The sequence below is a fragment of the Mesorhizobium sp. M0910 genome (assembly GCF_040319465.1).
GTDB lineage: Bacteria > Pseudomonadota > Alphaproteobacteria > Rhizobiales > Rhizobiaceae > Mesorhizobium.
Genome location: NZ_JAMYNZ010000001.1, coordinates 142,417 through 166,088 on the forward strand (window position 1 = coordinate 142,417; position 23,672 = coordinate 166,088).

General features: G+C 62.0%; 21 protein-coding genes, 1 tRNA gene and 2 pseudogenes. 12 read left to right on the top strand and 12 right to left on the bottom strand.

Annotation, left to right across the window (positions count from 1 at the left end):
* Positions 1-29 precede the first annotated feature (29 nt).
* The 3 genes and pseudogenes from NKH78_RS00710 to NKH78_RS00720 form a co-directional block, all read right to left on the bottom strand.
* Positions 30-3,281: pseudogene (locus NKH78_RS00710) on the bottom strand (error-prone DNA polymerase).
* A pseudogene (locus NKH78_RS00715) lies at positions 3,278-4,799 on the bottom strand (DUF6504 family protein). Before NKH78_RS00715 ends, NKH78_RS00710 begins: the two co-directional pseudogenes overlap by 4 nt.
* The gene (locus NKH78_RS00720; protein ID WP_352881569.1) at positions 4,711-5,475 is read right to left on the bottom strand and encodes an ImuA family protein; all 765 of its coding nucleotides are present in this window, start codon (positions 5,473-5,475) and stop codon (positions 4,711-4,713) included. Before NKH78_RS00720 ends, NKH78_RS00715 begins: the two are co-directional and overlap by 89 nt.
* Before the next feature lie 566 nt (positions 5,476-6,041).
* Between NKH78_RS00720 and NKH78_RS00725 the strand changes: the two genes are divergently transcribed.
* The 4 genes from NKH78_RS00725 (at position 6,042) to NKH78_RS00740 (ending at position 9,931) form a co-directional block, all read left to right on the top strand.
* Positions 6,042-6,779 carry a hypothetical protein gene (locus tag NKH78_RS00725; RefSeq protein ID WP_352570987.1) on the top strand — a complete coding sequence of 246 codons (738 nt, stop codon included), beginning with the start codon at positions 6,042-6,044 and terminating at the stop codon, positions 6,777-6,779.
* Between the two features lie 439 nt (positions 6,780-7,218).
* Positions 7,219-7,734, top strand: coding sequence for a hypothetical protein (locus tag NKH78_RS00730; protein WP_352881573.1), 516 nt, complete (start codon positions 7,219-7,221; stop codon positions 7,732-7,734).
* A 762-nt stretch (positions 7,735-8,496) separates the two neighbouring features.
* The gene (locus NKH78_RS00735; protein ID WP_352570985.1) at positions 8,497-8,748 is read left to right on the top strand and encodes a helix-turn-helix transcriptional regulator; all 252 of its coding nucleotides are present in this window, start codon (positions 8,497-8,499) and stop codon (positions 8,746-8,748) included.
* A 520-nt stretch (positions 8,749-9,268) separates the two neighbouring features.
* Positions 9,269-9,931: a site-specific integrase gene (locus NKH78_RS00740; protein WP_352822177.1), complete on the top strand. Its 663-nt coding sequence runs from the start codon at positions 9,269-9,271 to the stop codon at positions 9,929-9,931.
* Positions 9,932-9,998: 67 nt separating this feature from the next.
* On the opposite strand, the gene NKH78_RS00745 is transcribed toward NKH78_RS00740, so the two are convergent.
* Positions 9,999-10,074, bottom strand: a tRNA-Ile gene (locus NKH78_RS00745).
* A 179-nt stretch (positions 10,075-10,253) separates the two neighbouring features.
* On the opposite strand from NKH78_RS00745, the gene NKH78_RS00750 reads away from it, so the two are divergent.
* Positions 10,254-10,964 carry an SIMPL domain-containing protein gene (locus NKH78_RS00750; RefSeq protein ID WP_352506781.1) on the top strand — a complete coding sequence of 237 codons (711 nt, stop codon included), beginning with the start codon at positions 10,254-10,256 and terminating at the stop codon, positions 10,962-10,964.
* Positions 10,965-11,093: 129 nt separating this feature from the next.
* Here the strand turns inward: NKH78_RS00750 and NKH78_RS00755 are convergent, their stop codons facing one another.
* Together NKH78_RS00755 and NKH78_RS00760 are read right to left on the bottom strand one after the other, a co-directional pair.
* Positions 11,094-11,453, bottom strand: a complete 360-nt coding sequence (locus tag NKH78_RS00755) for a hypothetical protein (RefSeq protein WP_023678277.1) — start codon at positions 11,451-11,453, stop codon at positions 11,094-11,096.
* Positions 11,454-11,697: 244 nt separating this feature from the next.
* Positions 11,698-12,144 carry a YcgN family cysteine cluster protein gene (locus tag NKH78_RS00760; protein WP_254820372.1) on the bottom strand — a complete coding sequence of 149 codons (447 nt, stop codon included), beginning with the start codon at positions 12,142-12,144 and terminating at the stop codon, positions 11,698-11,700.
* Between the two features lie 210 nt (positions 12,145-12,354).
* Here NKH78_RS00760 and NKH78_RS00765 point away from each other — a divergent pair, with 210 nt between their 5' ends.
* The gene (locus NKH78_RS00765; protein ID WP_352739036.1) at positions 12,355-14,583 is read left to right on the top strand and encodes an OmpA family protein; all 2,229 of its coding nucleotides are present in this window, start codon (positions 12,355-12,357) and stop codon (positions 14,581-14,583) included.
* 236 nt (positions 14,584-14,819) lie between these two features.
* Positions 14,820-15,335 (top strand): TIGR00645 family protein, encoded by a 516-nt coding sequence (locus NKH78_RS00770; RefSeq protein WP_254820365.1) that lies wholly within the window; start codon positions 14,820-14,822, stop codon positions 15,333-15,335.
* 52 nt (positions 15,336-15,387) lie between these two features.
* On the opposite strand, the gene NKH78_RS00775 is transcribed toward NKH78_RS00770, so the two are convergent.
* Positions 15,388-16,254, bottom strand: a complete 867-nt coding sequence (locus NKH78_RS00775; protein ID WP_352506778.1) for an SDR family oxidoreductase — start codon at positions 16,252-16,254, stop codon at positions 15,388-15,390.
* A 189-nt stretch (positions 16,255-16,443) separates the two neighbouring features.
* Between NKH78_RS00775 and NKH78_RS00780 the strand changes: the two genes are divergently transcribed.
* Both NKH78_RS00780 and NKH78_RS00785 read left to right on the top strand, forming a co-directional pair.
* On the top strand, positions 16,444-16,710 hold the full coding sequence (locus NKH78_RS00780) for a type II toxin-antitoxin system VapB family antitoxin (RefSeq protein ID WP_352738988.1): 267 nt from the start codon (positions 16,444-16,446) through the stop codon (positions 16,708-16,710).
* Positions 16,707-17,096 carry a type II toxin-antitoxin system VapC family toxin gene (locus NKH78_RS00785; RefSeq protein WP_352506776.1) on the top strand — a complete coding sequence of 130 codons (390 nt, stop codon included), beginning with the start codon at positions 16,707-16,709 and terminating at the stop codon, positions 17,094-17,096. The genes NKH78_RS00780 and NKH78_RS00785 overlap by 4 nt, the downstream gene beginning before the upstream one ends.
* A 6-nt stretch (positions 17,097-17,102) precedes the next feature.
* Here NKH78_RS00785 and NKH78_RS00790 read toward each other — a convergent pair whose 3' ends face one another.
* Positions 17,103-17,738, bottom strand: a complete 636-nt coding sequence (locus NKH78_RS00790; RefSeq protein WP_352506775.1) for a helix-turn-helix transcriptional regulator — start codon at positions 17,736-17,738, stop codon at positions 17,103-17,105.
* Positions 17,739-17,745: 7 nt separating this feature from the next.
* On the bottom strand, positions 17,746-18,615 hold the full coding sequence (locus NKH78_RS00795) for a S1C family serine protease (protein WP_352738986.1): 870 nt from the start codon (positions 18,613-18,615) through the stop codon (positions 17,746-17,748).
* A gap of 168 nt (positions 18,616-18,783) precedes the next feature.
* Between NKH78_RS00795 and NKH78_RS00800 the strand changes: the two genes are divergently transcribed.
* Complete coding sequence (locus NKH78_RS00800) at positions 18,784-19,731, top strand: S1C family serine protease (RefSeq protein WP_352506773.1); 948 nt, start codon at positions 18,784-18,786, stop codon at positions 19,729-19,731.
* Between the two features lie 119 nt (positions 19,732-19,850).
* Here the strand turns inward: NKH78_RS00800 and NKH78_RS00805 are convergent, their stop codons facing one another.
* A complete protein-coding gene (locus NKH78_RS00805; RefSeq protein WP_352477778.1) occupies positions 19,851-20,762 on the bottom strand; it encodes an arginase family protein in 912 nt (303 codons plus the stop codon).
* Positions 20,763-20,880: 118 nt separating this feature from the next.
* Positions 20,881-21,303: a VOC family protein gene (locus tag NKH78_RS00810; protein ID WP_352881579.1), complete on the bottom strand. Its 423-nt coding sequence runs from the start codon at positions 21,301-21,303 to the stop codon at positions 20,881-20,883.
* A 66-nt stretch (positions 21,304-21,369) separates the two neighbouring features.
* On the opposite strand from NKH78_RS00810, the gene NKH78_RS00815 reads away from it, so the two are divergent.
* Entirely contained in the window at positions 21,370-21,996 is a 627-nt protein-coding gene (locus NKH78_RS00815; protein ID WP_352738984.1) for a TetR/AcrR family transcriptional regulator, read from the top strand.
* Here NKH78_RS00815 and NKH78_RS00820 read toward each other — a convergent pair.
* On the bottom strand, positions 21,929-22,885 hold the full coding sequence (locus NKH78_RS00820) for a LysR family transcriptional regulator (RefSeq protein WP_352738983.1): 957 nt from the start codon (positions 22,883-22,885) through the stop codon (positions 21,929-21,931). The two genes, NKH78_RS00815 and NKH78_RS00820, sit on opposite strands and share 68 nt — an antisense overlap.
* 110 nt (positions 22,886-22,995) lie before the next feature.
* Here NKH78_RS00820 and NKH78_RS00825 point away from each other — a divergent pair, with 110 nt between their 5' ends.
* Positions 22,996-23,640, top strand: coding sequence for an FMN-dependent NADH-azoreductase (locus NKH78_RS00825; RefSeq protein WP_254820355.1), 645 nt, complete (start codon positions 22,996-22,998; stop codon positions 23,638-23,640).
* Positions 23,641-23,672 lie beyond the last annotated feature (32 nt).

Genomic DNA, 23,672 nt, shown 5'->3' on the forward strand with positions numbered 1-23,672 from the left:
GCATTTGCCGCCTTGGGGCTCCAGCACACCTATTTGAAATCCCGCGTCTTCACCTTGATCTGGTCGATGTGCAGATAAGGATCGATGATATCTCGCGGCCGCGGCCCTTTGTGCATTCCACGCGGGTCCGGCGTCGGGCTGCCGTGATGAAACTCGTCGCCGCGCCCATGCGGCAGGGGGAAGGCAGCATCGCGATCGCCAACGCTGGCCAGCTCAGCTGAGAGATCACTCAGCCGGTGCGCGACGAGATGAACCACCTCGCCTTCCCTTTGGATGCGCCCGTATACGCCAATCATGCCAGCACCAAGCACAACCCTGCGGAATTTTTCGAATACCTTCACCCATACAACCAGATTGGCGATGCCGCTCTCGTCCTCGATCGTGATGAACATCACGCCCTTGGCTGAGCCCGGCCGTTGCCGGACCAGAACGAGCCCGGCTGCTTCCAGCCATTGCCCATCGCGCGCCTGCATGGCCTCGCGGCAAGAGACGATGCGCTTGCGGCGCAGGTCGGCGCGCAGGAAGGAGACGGGATGATCGCGCAGGGTCAGCCCGACATGTCCATAGTCCTCGACCACCTCGCCGCCTGATGTCATGGCGCGTAGCGCGACTAGGGGCTCGCGGATCTCCGGCACCGTTTGCTGCTCGCGAGCCGAGGCCGCGGCAAACAGCGGCAGCGGTTCGTCGCGCAGCGCCTTGATCGCCCACAGGGCCTCACGCCTGGCCAGCGACAATGAGGGTTGAAAGGCGTCGGCCTGGGCGAGCTCGACCAAGGATGCCGCGGGAACCCCGGCTCGATGCCAGAGGTCGTCAACCGACGCAAAGGATTGGTCGGCGCGTGTGGTGACGATGGTCGCGGCGTCGGCGTTTGCAAGACCACGAACCATCCGCAAGCCAAGCCGAACGGCAAACCGGTCCTCACTTTCGGTGGGCTCGAGCGTGCAATCCCAGCGCGACGCGTTCACACACACCGGGCGAACCTCGACACCGTGGTCACCGGCATCGCGAACGATCTGCGCGGGTGCGTAGAAACCCATCGGCTGGGCATTGTTAAGACATCGGGGTGATGACATTTCAGCCAAGACGATGCGTAGGCGATCAATGCAAAGCTTGCCGCATGGCTCTCGGGAAAACCGTAACTGCCGAAGCCCTCCAATTGCTTGAACGTCTTTTCGGCGAATTCGCGCTCATAGCCGTTCTTCACCATGCCACCGATCAGCTTGGCGCCGAAGCTGGAGACACCGCCAGTGTGCTTGAAGGTTGCCATGGCGCGGCGAAGCTGATCGGCCTCGCCCGGCGTGAAGCCGGCACATTCGATCGCGACGCGCATCGCCTGTTCCTGGAACAGCGGCACGTCCAGTGTTTTTCCGAGCACCTTTTCGAGCTCCGGCTTGGGATAGACAACCTCCTCCTTGCCTTCGCGCCGCCGCAGGTAGGGGTGTACCATGTCGCCCTGGATCGGTCCTGGCCGCACGATCGCCACCTCGATTACCAGGTCATAGAAGGTCCGTGGCTTGATGCGCGGCAGCATTGACACGGCTCGGGATTCGATCTGAAAGTTGCCGAGCGTATCGGCCTTGCGGATCATCGCATAGGTGCGCGGATCCTCGGCCGGGATCGTGGCGAGATCCAGATTGATCCCCTTGTGCTGTGACAAGAGATCAAAGCCGCGCTTCATGCAGGACAGCATGCCGAGCGCTAGCACGTCGACCTTCATGAACTTCAGCGCGTCGATGTCATCCTTGTCCCATTCGATGACCTGACGATCCTTCATTGCGGCCGGTTCGATCGGCACCAGATCGTCGAGCCTGTCGCGAGTCAGGACGAAGCCACCGGGGTGTTGCGACAGATGACGCGGTGCGCCGATCAGCTGCCTGGCCAGGTCAAGCGCCAGGCGCAGACGGCGATCGCCGAGATTGAGGTTCAGTTCCTCCGCATGCTTTGGTTGGACGCCTTCGTCCGACCAGCCCCACACCTGCGACGACAGCATCTTGATTAGGTCTTCGGGCAGACCCAGAGCCTTGCCGACATCACGCAGGGCGCCTTTGGAACGATAGCGGATGACGGTCGAGCAGAGTGCTGCGTGCTCACGGCCATAGTTATCGAACACCCATTGCATGGCGATTTCTCGGCGCTCATGTTCGAAATCGACATCGATATCGGGCGGCTCGCGGCGTTCTTCCGAGACGAAGCGCTCGAACAGCAGGTCATTGCGGTCGGGATCGATCGAGGTGATGCCCAAGACATAGCATACAGCGCTGTTGGCGGCAGACCCCCTGCCTTGGCAGAGGATGTCCTGACTGCGGGCAAAGCGCACGATCGAATTGACGGTCAGAAAATACGGCGCGTATTGCATTTTCTCGATGAGCTGCAATTCATGCTTGAGCGTACCAACAACCTTGTCCGGCACGCCTTCCGGAAAGCGCGTCGTGGCACCTTCCCAGGTCCAGTTTCTCCAGCGCCTGCTGCGGTGTCAGACCCGGCACCATGCGTTCCTCGGGATATTGATAGGCAAGCTCGTCCAGTGAGAATCGACAGCGCTCGGCGATCTCGAGGGTATGCGCGATCGCTTCGGGATAACGGCCGAACAGGCGTGCCATCTCAATCGGCGGCTTCAGATAGCGGTCGGCATGTCGTTCACGCCGCAGCCCGGCGTGGTCGATCGTGACATTGTGCCGGATGCAGGTGACGACGTCCTGCAGGATGGGCCGTGACGGCTCGTGGAAGAGCACATCGTTGGTAACGACCGTTGGCACGCCGGCCTGTCCGGCAAGATTGGAAAGATCGTGCAGCCGCAAAGCGTCGTTGGGACGGCGGCGCAGCGTCAGCGCCATGTAAGCCCGGTCGCCAAATGCTTCGCACAGTCGCCGCAGCCACATCGAGGATGTGTCGTCGGCCTGATCGGGAACGAACACCGCAACAAGGCCGTCGCCATAGCCGACGAGGTCGGCCCAATGCAGCACGCATTTCGCCTTGCCACCGCGCTTCTTGCCCAGAGACAGCAAGCGGCAAAGCCGCGAGTAGGCGGCGCGATCGGTCGGATAGACCAGGATGGAAATCTCTTCCGCCAGATCCAGCCGGCAGCCGACGATCAGCCTGACGCCGGTCGCCTTTGCCGCCTCATGCGCGCGCACGATCCCGGCCAGGCTGTTGCGATCGCAGACGGCAAGTGCGGGCATGTCCATTATGGCGGCCTGCGCAAACAATTCCTCGCAGGAACTGGCGCCACGCAAGAAGGAAAAATGCGAGGTGCATTGCAGTTCGACGTACGGTGCGATCATCCGAAAATGCCGTGCAGGAACCAGCGATGGGAGCCGGTCGCGGCATCCTCGCCATCGCCAGCGCGATAGATCCAGTAGCGCTCGCCGGCATCGTCCTCGACCTGGAAATAGTCGCGCACCGCGGCAAGTTCGGCGTCGCGCTTCCACCACTCGCCGAAAACGCGCTCAGGGCCATCGGCCCGCTTCACCCTTCGACGGATGCCTCTCCAGGTAAAGCTCGGTGGCGGATGATTAGGCAATAGAGCTATCGCCTCGATCGGCTCAGGCACTGCGAACAGACGAGCCGGACGCGGCCAATGGTCTGGCCAGGCATCGCCGGTCTCCACCGACGCGGGGGCGACACGCCGAACTGATCGTTCGGGCACGTCGCTGGCCACCGGGGCAAACCGATAAAGCATCTCCTCGCCGGCACGATTGCCCAGTATGTCGATCAGGTCCGAAATGTCAGCGTCCTGTTGTTCGATGAGTGAGGAGATCGTCTGCCTGGGCGTCAACGGTTCGGCTCGAGGCGCCGACAAGCGCATCAGCTCGATGCCGAAACCGGGATCGACCCGCTCGATCTTGTCGCAAAGCAGACGCGTCAGCCGCTTGACATCGCGGATGGGCAAGGCGGTGCCGACGCGAATGGCTTCGATCCGGTTGTCGACGCGGTAGAGCAGCAGGTCGAGCCGTCGGGCGCCTAGCCCCTGGTCTCCAGCTCGAGGCATAGCGCTTGCACAAGCTTGCCGATGTAGCGCGCGATAGTGTCGGCCGCACCAATGGGCTCGCCAAAGGCATGCTTTACCTCGACCACCTCCACTGGCCGCACCGGCTCGATCGGTTCGGCAAGGCGGCCAGTGGCCTGGTCAAGACGGCGGCCCAATTCGGGCCCAAAGCGCAGGGTCAAGGGTGCGCGAGGCTGCTGCAGAAGGTCCCCCACCCTGTCGAAGCGCAAAACGCGCAAACCGCTGACGATTGCGTCGGGCAACCGTAGAGACGGGATGGGCAGAGGACGAATGGCGTCGAGGGTTGCGTTGCCAGCGACCACGCTGACGGTCTGCCGGATGTAACGCGCAACGGCGTGAGCGGCACCCCAGCTATCCGCAATCGCTGCCCGCGCCGAAAAGCCGACCTGGTAGAGACGTTCGACCATATCGACCAGCATCATCTGTTCGCCGCCATGAAGGTGATCGGCGCCCGTGGTGTCCATGACCAATCCGTCCGGAGGATCCGCAGCTACGATCGGCGCGTACCGCCGCAATGCCCACAGCGCCAGCCGCTCCAATCCCTCCGTGTCGGCATCGGGCTCCGCGTCCATAACCACCAGACCCTGAATGAGGGCCTGCGCTTTCGTGCCGGCATTCCGATGCGTAGGCCCGCTTCCATAGCCGAGCGATCTGCCGCGATCACCAAGCGACGATTGCCTTGCCGCCCGACCAGCACCAAGGGTCTATCCGGTGGCGGCGAGACGTCGCCCAATTTCCTTCTGAGCCGGTCGGTCGACCAGCTTGGAAGGAAGAGCGAGACGACCTTGGGCATCGCATGCCTCCACTTCGATATCGAGCGTTTCCCCTCCACGAGACCGGATCAGTTCAAGTTGCCATCGCGCCCGGCCAACGCCTGGCACAGGCAGCGGCCGTGACGGCAGCACAGAAACCCGCCAGCGGGTGACAGACGCCGTCGGCTGCCCAAAATCGGCGGCTTCGGTCTGTCGGCGCCAGCGGCGGACGGCGATGCCCATGGCGCCGGAGCCTTCCGATGCAAGCTGCAAACGTCGCGAGGCCGTCATCGACAGCCGGGCAACCTCGGCAACCACAGCCCCAAGCCCCATGTGCCGCAGGCCTTCCTCGAAGCAGGCGAGCAGGGATTTGTCGTCACCGGCTTCGACATAGATCACCCGGTCCGGGTGAAGTCCGACCTGGGCGATTGCCGGCGCAAACAGATCTTGGCGCGTCACACACCACAGCACCTTGCCCTGCGTCCTGGCCGCAATTCCTGCAGCAAAAAGCGACGCGGCGGCGCCATCAATCGCTCCATTGCCACCACCGGCAACTTCATGGAGCGCGCCAAGTGCCACACCGCCCTCAGGCAGGTGGCTGTCGATAGAGGAAATGCCGAAAGGGAGCACCGCTCTTTCGGGCGTGTTGCCGCCTTCGAGACGCGCAATGCGATTTTGAAGATCGGAAATGGCAGCGTTTGGCGCCGATGCACTCATCTGGTCCCCTGAACGCGAAATGCTGATGGTATGTTCCTCATTTGTTCTCTTCCTAGTAAAGAGTCAATGGCATGGTGAGGTGGCGCTGCGGAAGAAATGTTTGGCGCGACCGCTCACCCGGTGGCACCGATAGAGTCGTTTGCCGACAGGACGATACGGTCGAAGGGCACGATGCCCCGCTGGACGTCGCGCCGGCGACTGCCGGCGCCCAAAGGAAAAACGGCGCATAAGCCGCAGTCCTGCGCGCGTCCGCAAATGCGGACATTGTCGCGCGCGGGACGGAGGAAATTCGCCCCCGCCGCGGACGGTTAACAGGACAGCCGTAGGAGCGTCAGCATAGCGCCGGCCGCAGGACGGGACGCGGGACCGACTGTCCCCGTCCGCAGCGGTCCGCATCATGATCGGCAATGGAGCCGTTGCCTTGGAATTCGACACGGAGCGCCGATCATCGCTCTGGTGGCTATCCCGTTGAAAAAACGGAACCAATTCCTCTGTTGCCAAGAGCCTATTGACTCCAATGTTCTTATTTTGTTCACTGTCGGTACGATTGGCACAGGAGGCGAACCATGGAACTTCGCTTGAACATTGAAGGTGCAACGCCCGAAGAACTGGCACGCGGTGTCTTCGCGCGGGCCGGCATTACGGCTTTGCAGGGCGCGGAAGGTTTGTTCGCGTTGGAAGGGTGGGACATCAAAGGCTTTCCGGAAGACGACAAGCCCACCGAGGACGAGGACCGGGCTGCTTCGGTTTGGATGGAGGCCGACGAGGCTGCGACGACCGCATGTTGTGCGGGCTGGCCGGAGGACAGAGTTCCGCGCCATCAGATCATGGAGCTGATCGACGTTCCCCGAACGAGATTGCAAGCCGAGGCGCTTCCGGACACGTGGCCGGCGCGCAAGCAGCTCTATCCGGACGTCGTCAAACGGCTGGAGGTTACAGCTGGCCCGGACCACCAGATCGATTTCGATATTGCCTTCGTTCTGGGTTGGGTGTGCGAGCGGCCGACGCTGGAGCGGTTGAGCCCCTTTCGGAAGATGGCGACCGTATCCCCTTCTTCACCAGCGACCTTGCCCAGGTGGAGGAAATGGCTCGCAAGGCGCTCAAGAACTGGACTATCGAGATTGACCGGGATCCCTACGATGCCCACGTTTTCGACCCTGCAGCCGTCGATGACGGTGACGAATTGCGCATGGCGGCGTGGCGCGATTTTCGACGGCTCCCTGCTTATGGAGAAGCCGCCTGCAAACCCCGCAGTCGCACTGACCCTGGCGATGATGCGCGGCCAGTCGATGCATTTCGAATAGTGGTCAAACGCAGTCGGGGCTCACCAACGCCATCGGTCATCGACTGCGACTAACCACACCAGGTTGCGCTGCCCGACGACCTTTACACCGACCGGAACTTCACCATGATCGCGAAGTTCTGCCAAGAACGAGGGCTTATGCACCATATGGCGGGGACGCATAGCTGATGACGCATCGCTATGAAAACTGTCGGGAAGTATCGTTTCTCGCGGGCCTTTTTGGATCGTTTCGTCAACGAACGCTTCAAGTGCTAGGCTTGCTTTCCGCATACCGCATTCCCATGCTTTCCGGTAAGCATGTATGCCCGAACGCCCAACGGGCATATTGTAACCTGAGCCACTTGATTTTGCTGGGCCTCGTCTTGGAAGCTACTCGAATCCTCGCAGTCGCTGCGGTGGGCAAGACAGGCTTGCGGGTCAGGAACTAAAGGGAGGACCGCATGAGCGACGTGGCGAAGGTTCTGGGACTGATCGAGAACTGCAACGATCCCGAAAAGCTGAAATCGTGGATCAGGAACGCCCGGGACAAGGGTGAGCCGGGCGTGGCCGACGCCGCTTTCCGCAAGCTGGTTTCGGTCCTACCCAAAGAGAAACCCGGGACCGGGGAGCATGATTTCTGGCAGACGATACATGCCTTCGAGCATGTCCTGTCCGAAGAGCGAGGAAAGACGACCCGGCTCGCCCGCACTAGGCAGAAAGTCGCAAGGGCGGGAGTGGTCCAAACCCTTCAAGACTGGGCCATGAGCGCGAAAAGCACCGACGGCTTTGTTATGCTGCTGGAGCGGAACATGCCGGAGCTGACCGGCGAAGCCATCGTTGTGCGGCACGCGCCGCAGTTTGGCGCGGAGGTCGTCGCGGCGGCGAGGCGCAGGCTAGAGGCAGCGGGTATCGATATTGCCACGCTTCCTGGCGCACACGTTCGGAATGACTGTCCGCAAAAAGGGCGGCCATCTTGAGTTGCCGCCGATCGTGGCGGGCGAGTGGCGCGGCGAAATCGTAGGCTCAGCCAACGTCAACTTCGGCCAAGTGGTTCAGCCAGGCCCGCCCCGCCAGTCGGTCGAATTCACCTATATCATTCTCCCCGCCACGCTCATCATGCCGGACCCGGCGTTTAGGTGGCCGGGCGTCGTCATGATCATGGCGCCCACGCCCATGAAGACGGAGTTCAGACGCGGGCACGCTCTTCCAGGCCGATCGCCTGCCGTCGCTGAGTCTCTCCCTCGAAGTCACCAGGGCGCAGTTTTCGGACATGCTTCCACGCATCGAAGCGCGGCGGCTCAAGAATTTTCATTTCACCGTGGAGGAGCAAAGAGATTCTTGGCCTGTGCGGAGCTGGGGCATGGGAGCCACGACAGCCTAGCGCGTCGGCCCCGCCCCCATTCTATTCGTCTCGACGATTGCAGGGTGCGCGGCGTCCGACATTCCGACTGGACCTCGTGGATGTCGAGCGTTGCCTGAAACCTATTGGGTGCTACGCGCGGCAACGAAGTGCAGAATGCGTCGAGCTGAGTCGGAGGAAAGGCGGTAGCGCTCTCCCGACTCGAACCCCCGCAGCCGCGGTCTGCTATCCTATTTTCACGCCGTTACCGCCGTTTGCCGCATTGGCCGGACAGATCCATTCCAGGCATAGCAAGGAAAGGGTAGCGTGATTGCTTCTTAGGTGAATGCTCCACTGTCGCGGAACTCAGCCCGCGAGGCGATGTGCAGCGAGAAAAGCAATGAAACGCGCACTTGGCGGGCTCCTGCTGTTCGGCATTAATCGAGAACAGGCAGCGGTAGCTATCGGCGTCAGTCCAACGACGTTCGACCAGTTGGTCGCGGATGGCCGTATGCCACAACCGCGGATGCCCAGCAAAGAGCGCTATGTCTGGGACGTGGAGGAACTGGCAGAGGCATTCGGGCGGCTACCACACCGCAACAGCAAACTTGACGGCGTGTCCTCTAGCGATAATCCTTGGGATCGCAGATGATGGACGTGGCGAGCACCATGGTGAAATTCAATCTGAAAGGCGTTGTCGAAGACAGGGATCGGCACGGCAATATCCGGCTGTACTTCCGCGCACCGGGTAGAAAAAAGATCCGTCTGCGAGAAAAGCCAGGTTCAGCCGAGTTCCACGAAGAAGTGCGCTGCGCGCGAGATGGCGTTCCTTATGCTTCGGCTCAGAATGTGGTCAGGCCTGTAGTGAGGCCAGTGGCCTCGCGGGGCAGTCTGATGTGGCTTTGCCAGGAGTATTTCCGGCGCGGTGGCGCAGAAGTCGGCGAAGGCACGATGCTTCGACGACGAACAATACTCGAAGGCGTTTGCAAACTGCCTCACCCGCTGAGCGGGCCAGTCAATCCGGACTTCTCGACGAAGGGTTCATTACCATTCGCGGCCATGAAGCGGGCTCACGTCAAGGAGCTCCGTGATACCCGGTCAGACGCTCCGGGGCAGCCAACAATATTACAAAAGCCATTAGCGCAATGTTCGCTTGGGCCAAGGATGCCGAGATGGTCGAGGTCAATCCGGCAAACGGAATAAAGCGCCTGACTTCGGGCAATGGCGAAGGTTTCCACACCTGGGAAGTGTCGGAGATCGTCCAGTATGAGAAACGGCATGCGCGCGGCACCATGGCTCGTATGGCGCTGGCGATTTTCATGTTCACAGGTTTGCGACTGTCCGATGCAGCAATCTTCGGCAGACAACACATTACCCAAGTTCGCAACAAGGATACCGGGACATGGGAGAAGTGGATCAGGATCAAGCCTGGCAAGACCGACAAGAGCAAGGTGCGCAAGGAAGCGATTGTCGTCGAACTGCCTCTGCTCCCAGAACTCGAGGATGAGCTTTCCTTCGCCCCGGCCGGCAACTTGACATTCCTCGTCACCGAGTATGGTCGGCCTTTCTCGGAAAACGGCCTTGGTAACAAGATGCGCCAATGGTGCGACGAAGCGGGGCTCCCGGGCTGCAGCGCCCACGGGGTCCGCAAGGCAGGCGCCACTGTTGCCGCAGAAAACGGCGACGCACGAGCAGCTGAAGGCAATATACGACTGGACTACTTACCAGCACCCGGACCATTAGATCCGGAAAGCGCGCCGTCGGAAGGTCGCGCAGTCCGCCCGCACACTTCTGATTTTCGCTCGAAACGAGAACGAAATTGTCCCACTTTCTGAGGGGGTTGAAAGAGGTGGGACAAAAATGGCCAAAAAATCCAATTAAATCAACAGCCACAATAGCCAATGGTGGGCCCGGAGGGACTCGAACCCCCAACCAAGCGGTTATGAGCCGCCGGCTCTAACCATTGAGCTACAGGCCCCACGGCGCTGGATTAGTGTTTTTCCCTGAACCGCACAAGGCTTTCCGAGGGCTTTCCGAGCAGGCGTTCCAAGGAGCTGGCAGAGATCGCCCAAATCAGCCCATATTGATAACCTATGCACGTCGCCCATTGGACACCGCCTACTCGGCTGTCTTGGGATCGCAGATCGAGGAGATTTTATGACCAGACGTATTTTGCCCCTGGCGATTGCCGCCGCAGTCGCATTTCCGGCGATCGCGGCCGCCGCCGATTCACCACCGCCGCCGCGTATCGTCGTCACCGGTGAAGGCGAGGCGGCGATAGCACCCGATCTGGCTCTGCTGACGCTCAGCGTCATGCGCGAAGCCAAGACGGCACGTGCAGCGCTCGATGCCAATAACGACGCCATGGCCGCGGTGATCGCTGCAATGAAATCATCCGGCATCAAGGAGCGCGACCTGCAGACCGCGGGCATCCAGATCAACCCGCGCTATAACTACACCAACAAGCCCGACGGCAGCCAGGAGGCCGAGCTTGTCGCCTATCAGGTGACCAACACGCTGTCGGTGCGCATCCGCGACATCGACAAGACCGGCGACATTCTCGACAAGGCGGTGTCGCTCGGCGTCAACCAGGGCGGCGGCATCTCCTTCTCCAATGACGATCCGGCGGCAGCCGTCACCGAGGCGCGCAAGAAGGCCGTCGCCAATGCCATGGCCAAGGCCAAGACGCTGGCCGAAGCGGCCGGCGTCGGCATCGGCCGGGTCCTGGAAATCACCGACCAGAATTTCGCACCACCGCCGATGCCGATCAACGCCAAGGCATTCGATGCCGCTGGCGCGTCGGTCCCGGTGCAAGCCGGCGAGAATTCCTATACCGCACAGGTGACGGTGACTTTCGAATTGAAATGATCATCGCTTGCACATGCAAAACCCCGGAGGATCGATCCTCCGGGGTTTTTGAGCCGCGCTTTCCGTCCTGGCGGAAAGGGCTCCGCTACTCTACCGGCTGCAAGTCAACCGGCCGCAGGCCCGAAGACCTTAGCGATAGATGATCGGACAGCCGCGCTCGTTGGCAAATACGATCACGACACGGTCGCCATACTGGCGGCCGGCGACCTTGACCGTGCGGCGGTTGATGTCGATGATGCGGGCGCGGTGCAGGCCCATGCGTTCGGCCTTGTCGATGGCACGCTCCGGCGAACAGGACCGGCGCCAGCCGCCATGACGGCGATGTTCGCGATAGTAACCATCATCTTCGTCGCCGGTATAGACGCCGACGCGCGGATCTTGGTTGTTGCCGAAGCCGAGATAGATGCTGTCAGCATGAGCGGGGATGGCAGCAAGCGTGCCAAGGCCGACAAGAGCCGAAAGAGCCGCCGTCTTGATGGTGTTGAACATTGTCTTCTCTCCTTGTTGAGGGTTTCCACCCGTTTCGTCGAACCGATGGGAGGAGAATGCACCCGCCTGTCTGAATTTTTTGCGAACCGGCCATTCATCTCCAGTTCATGAGGCAGAACCGGGATAGTCTCTCGCTTCTGAAGGCGGTGCTATGGACGGCGGTGCTACATAGGGTGGATAGCATGGTGGATGGACAACGTCCGTTTTGCCGTCGATTCCGGATTCTCGATTTTGCGATAAAATCCTAAGGCTCGTCCGCGAGAATATGGTCGAAATAGTCGTCCGGCTCGGCAAGGTCGGTCTCGCTGGCGCTGACTCGGCCGCGCATCGAGATGCCTGCCTCGTGCACGGTCTCGTCGCTTCCAGACACCAGCCTGTGCCACCAATAGAGATCGCGGCCCTCGGCGACCAGCCGGTAAGCGCAAGTCTTGGGCAGCCAGCTGATGGTGCGCACATTCTGCGGCGTCAGCCCGACACAATCCGGAACACGCGCCAGCCGGTTGGCATAGTCGGAACAGCGGCAGCTTCCAGCGTCGAACAGCCGGCAGCCGACGCTGGTCCAGTAGATTTCTCCGGTGTCCTCGTCTTCGAGTTTGGACAGGCAGCATTTGCCGCAGCCGTCGCAGAGTGATTCCCACTCGGCCGGGGTCATCGCCTCGAGCGTCTTGGTCTTCCAGAACGGCTTGTCCATTGTCGGCATGTGGCCCTCGGACGCCTCAAGGTCAAGCACGGCAACACTTGCGCCTCGTCCGAACGATACGCCAGGAACATACGAATGACACGAAGTCGCCTTCAAAACGCCGGTCAATCGCCCTGTACCACCGCTAAGACCTACAAACAGGAACCAAACATGGTTGCTGAAAGTTTGGGCACGGATGGGACGCCACAAGGAGTGTTTATGATGAAACGCCAACCACGGATTCTGGCAGGCACGGCGCTTGGCCTGTTGATGGCGTCCGCGCCGTTAGGCGCGTTCCCGCTGCAAGGCAATGCTGCATTCGGCCCCGCCCGGAACAGCGCAATGTTTATCCCGGCGCAGTCGAATTGTGCCGAGGGCGAATCGGCCGAAGCTTGCGCTCAAGGCGGAAAGTCGGAGCCGGAACAGAAGCCCGGCAAGAGGCGCGACCGGCAAAAACAATCCGAAGCGGCGCCCGCCGAACAATCGGGCGAGCCCGAGCAGAAGCCGCGCAGGAACAAGCGCGAGCAGCAAAAACAGAGTGAATCCGCGCCTGCTGAACAGCTCGCGCCTTCCGGCGAAGAGCAGCAAGGAAATCAACGAAGGAAGAAGAGGCAGCAGCAGATCGAAGCCGCTCCGGCTGACCAGCAGACCGCGCCTGCTAACGACGATCAGCAGCAACTCAAACCGCGCAGGAAGAAGCGCGACCAGCAGCAGATCGAAGCCGCTCCGGCTGACCAGCAGGCCGCGCCTGCTAACGACGATCAGCAGCAACTCAAACCGCGCAGGAAGAAGCGCGACCAGCAGCAGCAGGAGGCCGCGCCTGCCGAACAGCCGGCCGAGCAAGCTGCACCCGCGAACGACGATCAGCAGCAGCTCAAGCCGAGGAGAAAGAAGCGCGACCAGCAACAGCAGGAGGCCGCGCCTGCCGAACAGCCGGCCGAGCAGGCTGCACCCGCGAACGACAACAACGAGCAAGTCAATCCGCGCAAGAGGAAGAACAAGCAAGACCAGCAGATCGAGGCGGCACCGGCCGAACAGGCGCCGCGCAAGAAGGAACGCCCCGCCGGTGAGCCTCTCCCACAGGCCGAGCCACTTCCAACCGAGAAGCAAGCGGCTCCTGCTCAAGGCGAACAGCCCGAGAACCAGGCGAAAAAGCGTGGCAAGAAGCCCGTTGTGGAAGAGCCGGTGACCGGCGAACAGCAGCCCGCAACCGGTGAGCAGCCCACGACGACGGGCGAACAGGCAGCACCCGCCGAGGGTGGGCTCCCTGCTCAGGGCGAAGCCGCCGCCAACCCGAACGACGCGCCCATACTGGACAGCCAGAAGGATGTCTTGCGCAAGCGCAAGGGCGGCAAGGAGCGCGGCCAAAATGCCGGTAAGCAGCAGGGCAACCAGCCAGCCCAGCAGGGCGAGAACCAGGTGGAAGCCCCGAAGCCTGCTCCGATCGAGGAGGGACCGCCACCTACCGACGACAAGGCAGCCCAGCAGGAGATCAAGCCTGAAAAGATCGTTCCGGTGACCGAGGAAAAAGGCAAGCGCGTCGAGCGTGCGCCCGACATCGAGGATGTTCGCCGCCGTCCGCGCCCGCAGGGCGCCAACGTCGTCAGGGAATTCGGCGACCGCGTCATCCTGCAGTTCAACAACCAGACCTTCGTGGAAAGCAGCGATGCCCCGCGCATGCACCGCGGCGCCAGGAATGTCTATTATGAGGACCTGTCGGGCGATCGCACCCGGGAAATCGTCGAGCGTGACAATGGTGTCCGGATCGTCACTATCCGCAACCGCTACGGCGACGTCATCCAGCGTTCACGCATCGCGCCTGACGGGCGCGAATATGTGCTGAGCTATGTCGACGAGCGCTACTATGACGATGATGCAGACTGGCGCGACCCGGGCGACGACCTGCCGCCGATGCGCCTTACCATTCCGCAAGAGGAGTACATTTTGGATTCCGAAGAGGTCGAGGATCCGGACGACTATTACACCTTCCTCGAACGGCCGCCGGTGGAGAGGGTCCAGCGCCTCTATTCGGTCGACGAGGTCAAGCGCTCGGCCCGAGTGCGTGACATCGCCCGCCGGATCGACCTCGATACGCTCAACTTCGAGTTCGGTTCGGCTTCGATTTCCGACACCGAGGTCCAGAAGCTGGAGGGTGTTGCCAACGCCATGGAGAAGCTGCTGAAGAAAAACCCGGCCGAGACCTTCCTGATCGAAGGCCATACCGATGCAGTCGGCACGCCGGAGGCGAACCTCGCTCTGTCCGACCGCCGCGCCGAGGCGGTCGCCGAAGCTCTGACCAATGCCTTTGGCATCCCGCCGGAGAACCTGACGACGCAGGGTTATGGCGAGGAGTATCTCAAGGTCAACACGTCGGGACCCAATCGCGAGAACCGGCGCGTCGCCATCCGCCGGATTACCCCCCTGGTGGCGCCGGTGGCCAGCGCCCAATAAACCGCAATGTGAACCGCGCGATTCGATCAACCATTGAGTCGCGCGGTCATCAATCTTGAAACGCGCGGCTACCAATCCCAAATTCTGGACATGGCTTCCCTGCCCTGTCCCGACTCCAGCGGGACACGCGAGCCCCGCCGGTCCCCTCCCGGCGGGGTTTCGTTTTTTTAGGACCTTGCAAACCGCCGCAGCCTGCCCGAAATACGGCGCTCCGCAAAGAAGCCCGGAACCGTCACATGAAGCGCATCGAACTTGCCATCGAATCGATCATTCTCGCCTCGCGCTGGCTGCTGGTCGCCTTCTATCTCGGACTGGGCGCGGCACTTGCCATCTATGCCGTGTCCTTCGGCAAGAAGCTGTTCGAGTTCGTTCCTGTCGCCTTCACGCTCGATGACACCGACACCATCCTGAAAATGCTCGGCCTCATCGATGCCGCGCTGGTCGCCTCACTGGTGGTGATGGTGATCATCTCGGGCTACGAAAACTTCGTCAGCCGCTTCGATGAAAATGACGGCAAGGTGCATTGGCTGGGCACGATCGATGTCGGCTCGCTGAAGGTCAAGGTCGCCTCGACAATCGTAGCGATCTCCTCGATCCACCTCTTGCAGGTGTTCCTGAACTCGGTCTCCTACACGACCGACCAGCTGATGTGGCTGACCATCATTCATCTGGCCTTCGTCGCCTCGGCATTCATGCTTGCTTATATCGACCGGCTGATGGGCCTGGGCAAAGCCAAGAAAGCCGGGGAGTGAGCATGCGTCTGTGCCGGTCTTTTGAGGATACTTCTGTAGGTAGATACTTCCGTCAGTAGATAGCTTTGATTTTGGTATCAGTCCGCCCGAACACCTCGTCCGGCACAAAAAAGTCGCCGGCGAGCGGGCCTGTCGCGCCCGGCGCATAGGTCGAGAAATCGCTGACGCCCTCGGCACGCAGCACTTCTTCGTCGATGTAGAAATTGCCGGTCGCCTCGCGCGACGGCCTGACCAGGATGGCGTATGCCGCATCGGCCATGATGTCGGGCGAACGGCTCATCGCTGCCACCGTCGCTCCGCCCAAGAGGTTGCGCACCGCCGCCGTGTCGATGGTAGAGATCGGCCATAGCGAATTGACCGCGATGCCATCCCTGGCGAACTCGGCGCTCATGCCCAGCGTGCACATCGACATGCCGAACTTCGCCATCGTGTAGGCGACATGGTTCTTGAACCATTTGGCCTTCATGTCGAGCGGCGGTGCCAGATTCAAAATGTGAGGATTTTCCGCCAACCTTAAGTATGGAATGCACATTTTGGAGACGAGAAAAGTGCCGCGCGTATTGATCTGGTGCATCAGGTCGTAGCGTTTCATGTCGGTCTCCAGCGTGCCGGTGAGTTGGATGGCGCTGGCATTGTTGATACAAATATCGATGCCGCCGAACCTCTCCACGGTCTTGGCGACGGCTTCGGCGACCTGCGCTTCATCACGGATGTCGCACGGCGCTGGCAGCCCCTTGCCGCCGGCCTGCTCGATCTCTTGCGCCGCCGTGTAGATCGTCCCCGGCAGCTTCGGATGCGGCTCGGCGGTCTTGGCCGCGATCGTCACGTTGGCGCCGTCGCGCGCCGCGCGCAACGCAATCGCCAGTCCGATGCCGCGCGACCCGCCGGAGATGAATAGCGTCTTTCCCTTGAGCGACATCGTTGCGTCTCCTTGTGCTACGCTCTTTTCCGCTATCTTTTCTCTTTGCGATCCTTGCCCGCACCAACGACGGATACAAGGGCCTGCGGCCGTAACGGTGTGACGCCACGGAGGGTTGTGGATTTCGTGAGACGCGTTGAATCGCCGAGCAAAATTGTTATATTCTACCTAAACAGGAAGAATATATAAGTGGCTTTGTCTATCAAGAATACCAAGGTCGAGCAATTGGCGCGTGAGCTCGCCCGCCGCCGCCGGGTATCGGTGACGGAGGCCGTCCGTCAAAGCCTTGAGCGGGAAGTTGCGCGCGAACGGCTTGTGCCCCGCGAGGAGACCGGTGATCTCTTTCAACGTCTGATGGCCATTGCCGAACGGGCCGCACGAATACCGGAGCGCGAAGACGCGATGAGCGAAGATGAAATTCTCGGTTACGATGAGCTGGGCATCCCGACGCGATGATCATCGATTCCTCGGCGCTGGTCGCCATCTTGCGCGCGGAACCGGGCTACGATCGATTCGTTTTGGCAATCGCCCAGGCTGAAAGACGTTTGCTTGCGGCACCGACATTGCTCGAAACGACAATGGTGCTTGTCGGTCGCTGGCAGGATCAGATTATCGATCGTTTCGAAGCCTTTTTGCGCACTGCCTCGATCGAAACGATACCCTTCACGGCCGACCACGCCGCTGTCGCCCGTCAGGCTTTCCTGCGCTACGGCAAAGGCCGGCATCCTGCCGCTCTGAACTTCGGCGACTGCATTGCTTATGCTACGGCCCGTCTCGAAGCCATGCCATTGTTGTTCAAGGGTGACGACTTCCGGCTGACCGACATCGAACCGGCCCTTTGATCCACGTTAGACCAGCACCAAGCCTTGCCGCATGGCGATGGCGATCGCATCGGTGCGGTTGACGGCACCGAGCTTGGTCAAGATAGCCGCGACGTGGAACTTCGCCGTGTGCACGGAGATGTCCAGTCGTCGCGCGATAACCTTGTTGGGCGCGCCTTCGGCCAGCAGCGCCAGCACCTCGCTTTCGCGCGGCGAAAGCGTCGGCCGGACGATATGCTCGTCAGTTGGTTCCTCCTCGAACCGGCCGCTGTCGTGGAAGGTCAAATCGTGATGCAGATCGGATAGAGCATGGCTGTCGCGCGAAATCCGGTAGCCCGCCGCCGCCAGCCGCGCGGCGGCGGCGATCAGCAACTCGTCCGCTTGCACCGGCAGCACGGCAAACACTGTATCGGCCGGCCGTTCACGGGCCGCTCGCGATAATAGCAGCACGCGAGGCATAGCCGCGTCGAAGAGACCGCCTTGTACTCCATGGTCATCGACGATGGCGACATCCGCCGCCCCGTGCCCGTCGACATCGCCCGCCAGAACCGGCCGCAGATCATCGGTCGCGGCGAGAGCCGCGGACAGACTTCGTGCGCGCTCGGCGTCAGCGAGCGCGATCAGCACCGTCAGCCGTCTGCCAGCGACCTCACCGCTTACCATCTATCCCTCAGCTCAGTGGTTTTTCACCGATGGTCAGGGAAACCTCACGATTCTCGCCGCCGCGCACCACGCCGAGTGTCACCAGGGCACCGGCACTGTCTGGCCCGAGCTTGCGGATCAGCTCGCGCGGGCCATGCACCGCCTCTGCGTTCCACGACACGATGATGTCGCCGAGGCTGAGACCGGCTGCTTTCGCCGGGCCGTTATCGTCCAGGCTCATCACCATGGCGCCCTGTGTATCACCATTGCGGACCGGATGCAGGCCGGCGCCAAGATAGCCGCGCGCCACATGACCCTTCTCGCGCAGTGTCGTGACTGCCCGTTCGATCGTTTCGTAAGGCATGACCAGTGCCCGCCGGCGTGGCCCGAACAGCAGCATGCCGATCAGTCCGCCCTTGGCGTCGAGCACAGGGCCGCCCTCGAAACGGCCGCCGGCATTGACGGCAAGGTTGATGCGCCGGTCGATCGTGCCGCCCCGCATCGAGCGCCAGGCCGGACCGACCTCGCCGACCGTGCCGAAGGTGGCGAGTGACGTACCGTCACTATTGCCCGCGATGATTGCCAGATTGCCCGGCCGCACCGCCTCCGCCTTTACCAGTGACGGGGCGCTCGGCGCGCCGGCCGGTTTCAAAACGGCCGTGCCGGTGGACGGGTCGCGGCCGACCAGTTCGGCCTTGACGGCTTGGCCCGAAGAAAACGTCAGCTCGATCTCCTCGCCGGCCTCGACCGCCTCCTCGGCAGTGACGAAATAGCCGTCCCGCCAGTGGAAAGCAGTTGACGTCCGCTGGTGCGTCGCGAAGCTGGCCGTCGCTGGTGCCGCAGCTGCCGCGATGTCGGCAATGGCGTCGGATAACATGCTCAGATTGAAATCGCTCATGATTTGTCTCCTGGGTTCTTCGTGACCCAGATATCGCCCGGCGGGGGTTGGCGGATACTCGCCTGACGGCTAGTTGAGCATTTGACTGGCCATCTGGTCAGGTCGCGGCCGGTCCGGCTGCTCCGCACATATAGGCATTGTTCATCTTGTTCCAAACGGAGTCCTCAGGTGGCCCTGCCCGCTCAGCAATTGCAATATGACGATGCCCTTCTCGATGCCTATTCGGCGACGGTCGCCGATGCCGTCGACCGCATCGGGCCCGCCGTCTGCCGCATCGAGCGCATCGGTGGCCCGGGCGGCCATGGTTCCGGCTTCGTCATCGCGCCGGACGGGCTGGTCGTCACCAACTTCCACGTCGTCGGCGATGCGCGCAGCGTGCGCGTATCAATGCCGGACGGCGCTTCCAGGGAAGGCCGCGTGCTCGGCCGCGACCCCGACACCGACATTGCGCTGGTGCGCGCCGACGGTGACTTTGCCGACGTTGCGCCGCTCGGCGATTCCAAGCGTTTGAGGCGCGGCCAGATTGCAATTGCCATCGGCAACCCGCTCGGCTTCGAATGGACCGTCACCACTGGCGTCGTCTCGGCACTCGGCCGCTCGATGCGTGCCTCCACCGGCCGGCTGATCGACGACGTCATCCAGACCGACGCCGCGCTCAACCCCGGCAATTCCGGCGGACCACTGGTGTCCTCGGCCGGCGAGGTGATAGGCGTTAACACCGCGATGATCCATGGTGCGCAAGGCATCGCCTTCGCGGTTGCCTCCAACACGGCCAATTTCGTCATCTCGGAAATCATCCGCTTCGGCCGCGTGCGCCGTGCCTTCATCGGCGTTTCAGCCGACACCACCAACCTGCCGCGCCGCGCAGCCCTTTTGTCGCAAGTATCGAGCCGCACGGCGGTGCGCCTGCGCACCGTCGAAAAGAACAGCCCGTCGGACAAGGCCGGCCTCAGGGAAGGCGACATCATTGCCGCCATCGACGGCCGCCCGGTCACCGGTGTCGACGATCTGGTGCGCATGCTCGACGCCGAGCGCATCGGCCACGAGACGCTGTGCACGGTGGTGCGCCGCTCCGGCATTACTCAGGTCACGGTGATGCCAGTGGCGCGAAGCTGAGTGCTCGACCTTGATCCCGAACCGAAGGTCAGCGCAGCAAAAGTGGGAACCGGTTTTTCGGACAACATCATGGTCAAACAAGATAGAGCCCATCCCGAACCTATCGGGATGGGCAGGCTCTATCGCGGCGCATAGATCCGGCCAAGCAGCGACACCAGCAGCGCGGCCAATTCGCCGGTCGGATCGAGATCCGGATCGAAAATGGTCATATCCATTCCGGTGCAGCGCGGATCCGCCACCAGCGCCGTGAGAATGTCGACGAGATCGTCAGGATCGATGCCGGGGCTGCCCGGTGAATCCACTGCCGGCATCACTGTCTGATCGAGCGCATCGACGTCAAAATGCACCCAGTGGGGCCAGCCGGTTCGCGCCAACGTGCTCCAGGTCTTGTCCAGGACCTTCGCCGCGCCAAGCTCGCGCACGGCAAAGACGTCGATCAACGTCATCGCGGTCGAATGGATGTCCGGCCAGGCGAAGTTGGCGTTGCGGTTCTCGCGTTCGCCGATCTGTATCACCTGTTCGTCCGCGACAAGCGGTCTTGCGATGCCGGGCCAGTCGGTCAGCAACGGCTCACCACGTCCGGTTGCGAGCGCAAGGTCCATGCCGGCGGCCGAGCCGAGCGAGGCGTTGACGTCGTAATTGCCCGGATGGCGGAAATCGCTGTGGCCATCGACATGGACCAGCGCAACCGGACCAGATCGCCGTGCTGCGGCCAGCGCGCCAAGCAGGACAGCGCAGTCGCCGCCCACAACCAGCGGAAACTCGCCTCGTCCCAGCGCGCCGGCAACGATTTCGGCGAGTGCGAGATTGAAGCTGCGTATGGCGTTGCCGTTGCGCAGCCGGGTGCCCGGCTGTGGCTCGGTGCTATAGGCGGGCCGATCAAGATCAACCACTTTGGCGGGCGAAAGCATCTCGACCAAGCCGGCTTCGGTAAGCGCCTGCGGCGCGCGCCAGGTCCCCGGAATATGCCCCGGCCGGAGCGGGCGGAGGCCAAGGTTGGAGGGTGCGCGGACAAGGCAGATTTCACGCATGGAGAAGGCCCAGGGTTGATTAACCCCAAAGCATAAACCGCAAAGGCGTGACCGGCCACGCGGCTAAAGCCCTCACGTCGCGTCTGCGGACAGTTCCTGCCAGCGGCCGCTGTCTCGCTCAGCCCGCCGCGCCATCGGCATATTGCGTTAGGAATTCCGGGCTCGGCGGGATCGGCTTGATCACGTCGATCAGCACGCCGTTGGGATCCCTGGTGATAAAGTGGCGCTGGCCGAAGGGTTCGTCGCACAGCGTTCGCAGGATCGGTAGCCCGGCGGCGGTGATCCGCTCATAGACGGCATCCGCATCCCTGACCTCGAAATTGATCAGCAGGCCGGAGGTGCGGCCCCGCCCCTCCTTCGGGATCGTCTCATGATCGCCCTGGACGATGCCGAGGTTGACGCGACGATCTTCTGCCGAGCGCAGATGGACGTACCAGTCGGCCTCGAACAGCGGCTTGAAGCCGAAATGCGCGATATAAAAGGCTGCAGTGCCGGCAACATCGCCCGTCATCAGCACCGGATAATAGCTCGTCGTCCTCATCTTTCCTTCTCCCGGCGAATAACATACAGTCTGCATGTAAATTGAACTAACATACAGGCTGCATGCATGCAACAGGGATTCGCTCGTCGCTCCAATCGTGATCGCACCGAGGCGACACGCGCCGAGCTCATCGCCGCAGCGCGAAAACTGTTCACCGAAAAGTCCTATGCCGAGACCAGCACACCCGAGATCGTCGCCGCTGCTGGCGTAACGCGCGGCGCGCTCTATCATCACTTTGCCGACAAGCAGGCGCTGTTTGCCGCTGTGGTCGAACAGGAGGCGCAAGCCATCGCGGAAGAGATCGAACGCGCGTCGCCGCCTTCGCTATTTGCCCACGATGCGCTGATTGCCGGCTCGGATGCCTATCTGGCTGCCATGCGTGCCCCCGGCCGCACCCGACTCTTGCTGCTTGATGGCCCGGCCGTGCTCGGCCGCGCCGCCATGGATGCGATCGACAATCGCCATGGCAACCGTTCGCTGCGCGAGGGCCTTATCGCCGCGATGCGGTCGCACTCCACGAAGAGATTGCCTGTGGAAGCACTGACCGCTTTGCTCGCCGCTGCCTTCGACCGCGCAGCGCTCGCCATTGAAGCTGGAGCTTCGATCGAGGATTACCGCGCCGTTCTCATGGCCCTGATCGACGGCCTGTCTCCGGCTCCTTCGCAGGCATCTCACCCGGCTCGAACTCGTTGAAACAGCCGAGCTGGCGCTTGAACTGGTCGATCAGCCAGGCGGCCGCCGGTTTCGGGCTGCGATCGGCGCGATGCATGGCATAGAGCGGCGAGCGGACTTCGCTGTAAGGCTCGAGATCGAGTTCGACGAGCCGGCCGTTCGCCAGATCATCGGCAATCAGCCATCGCGGCAGCCCGCCCCAGCCCAGCCCCTCGCGCATCAGCACGTGCTTGGTGCGCACATCCGTCAGCCGCCAGGTGCGGTAGGCGAAGACGCCATAGTCACGCCCGCGCGTACGCTCGGATTGGTCCGAGACGACCAGTTGGATGTGTTCGCGGACATCCTCTAGCGCCACTGGTCTCGGCAGCAGCGCCAGCGGGTGTTCAGGCGCTGCAGCTGGCACCAGGGAGATGAAGCCGATGCGAAGCAGATTCACGTCCGTCTCACCCAGAAGCCCCCCGATGCCGAGATCGGCCTGTCCGCCGACAACATGATCGAGGATCAGGCCAAGCGAGCCGATATGCAGACGCAGCGTCACTGCCGGGAACTGCGCCTCGAATGCCTTTAGCACCCGAACCAGCACCGGCGACGGTAGTGTCACGTCGACCGACAGCGTAACTTCCGCCTCCAATCCCTGCCGGTATCCGTCGACACGCGAGCGGATGCGTTGCAGCACGCCGACCATGCGTCGCGCATCTTCCAGCGTCGCCTTGCCGACATCGGTCAGTTGCGGTTCACGCGTGCCCTCGCGCTCGAACAGCTTCAGCCCGAGCTGCGCTTCGAGGTTGGCGATAGCGTAGCTGATCACCGATTGCGCGCGATTCAATTTGCGCCCGGCGGCCGAGAAGCTGCCGGTCTCGGCCACCGCAACCAGTATCTGCAGTTGGTCAAGCGTCGGGTTCGGTTGCATCGTTCAATCCACAATTTAGATGGATCATATAAAAAATATACCAGTTTTTCAAATGGGTCTGCGCACACATATTTGCCGGGAGATTTTAAGTCCAACCCTGGAGACCCATCATGTCGATCCTTCTTGTCACATCCAGCCCACGCGGCGCCGCCTCGCACTCGACCCGCATCGCCACCGAACTCGCCGAGAAGCTGCTTGCCGCCAATCCCTCGGCCAGGCTTGTCGCCCGCGACCTCGTAGCCAACCCGCTGCCGCATATCGACCCCGACTATTCGACCGGCATATATATGCCGGTCGAAGCGCGCAGCCAGCGCCAGGCTGAGGTCGTCGGCGTTTCCGACACGGTACTGGACGAGCTGTTTGCGGCCGACACCGTCATTCTCGCCACCGGCTTCATCAACTTCAACATCTCCTCGACGCTGAAGTCCTGGGTCGATCACATTGCCCGTTCCGGCAAGAGCTTTGCTTATGGCGAGAACGGCCCCAAGGGCCTCGTCACCGGCAAGAAGGTCTATATCGTACTGGCTTCGGGCGGCATCTATTCCGAAGGTGCGGCCGTGCAGTTCGATCACGCCATTCCCTACCTGCGCAGCGTACTCGGCTTTCTCGGCATGAACGATGTCGAGGTCATCCGCATCGAAGGAGTCGGGATGGGCGCCGATGCGGTAGCAGCAGCGCTGGCCAAGGCCTCGGCCAAGGTCGACGCCATTGTGGCCGCGACCGGCAATGCCGAGCGCGTCGCCACCGCGGCGTAAAGCGTCAGCATAATCTGAATTGTACAAGGGCA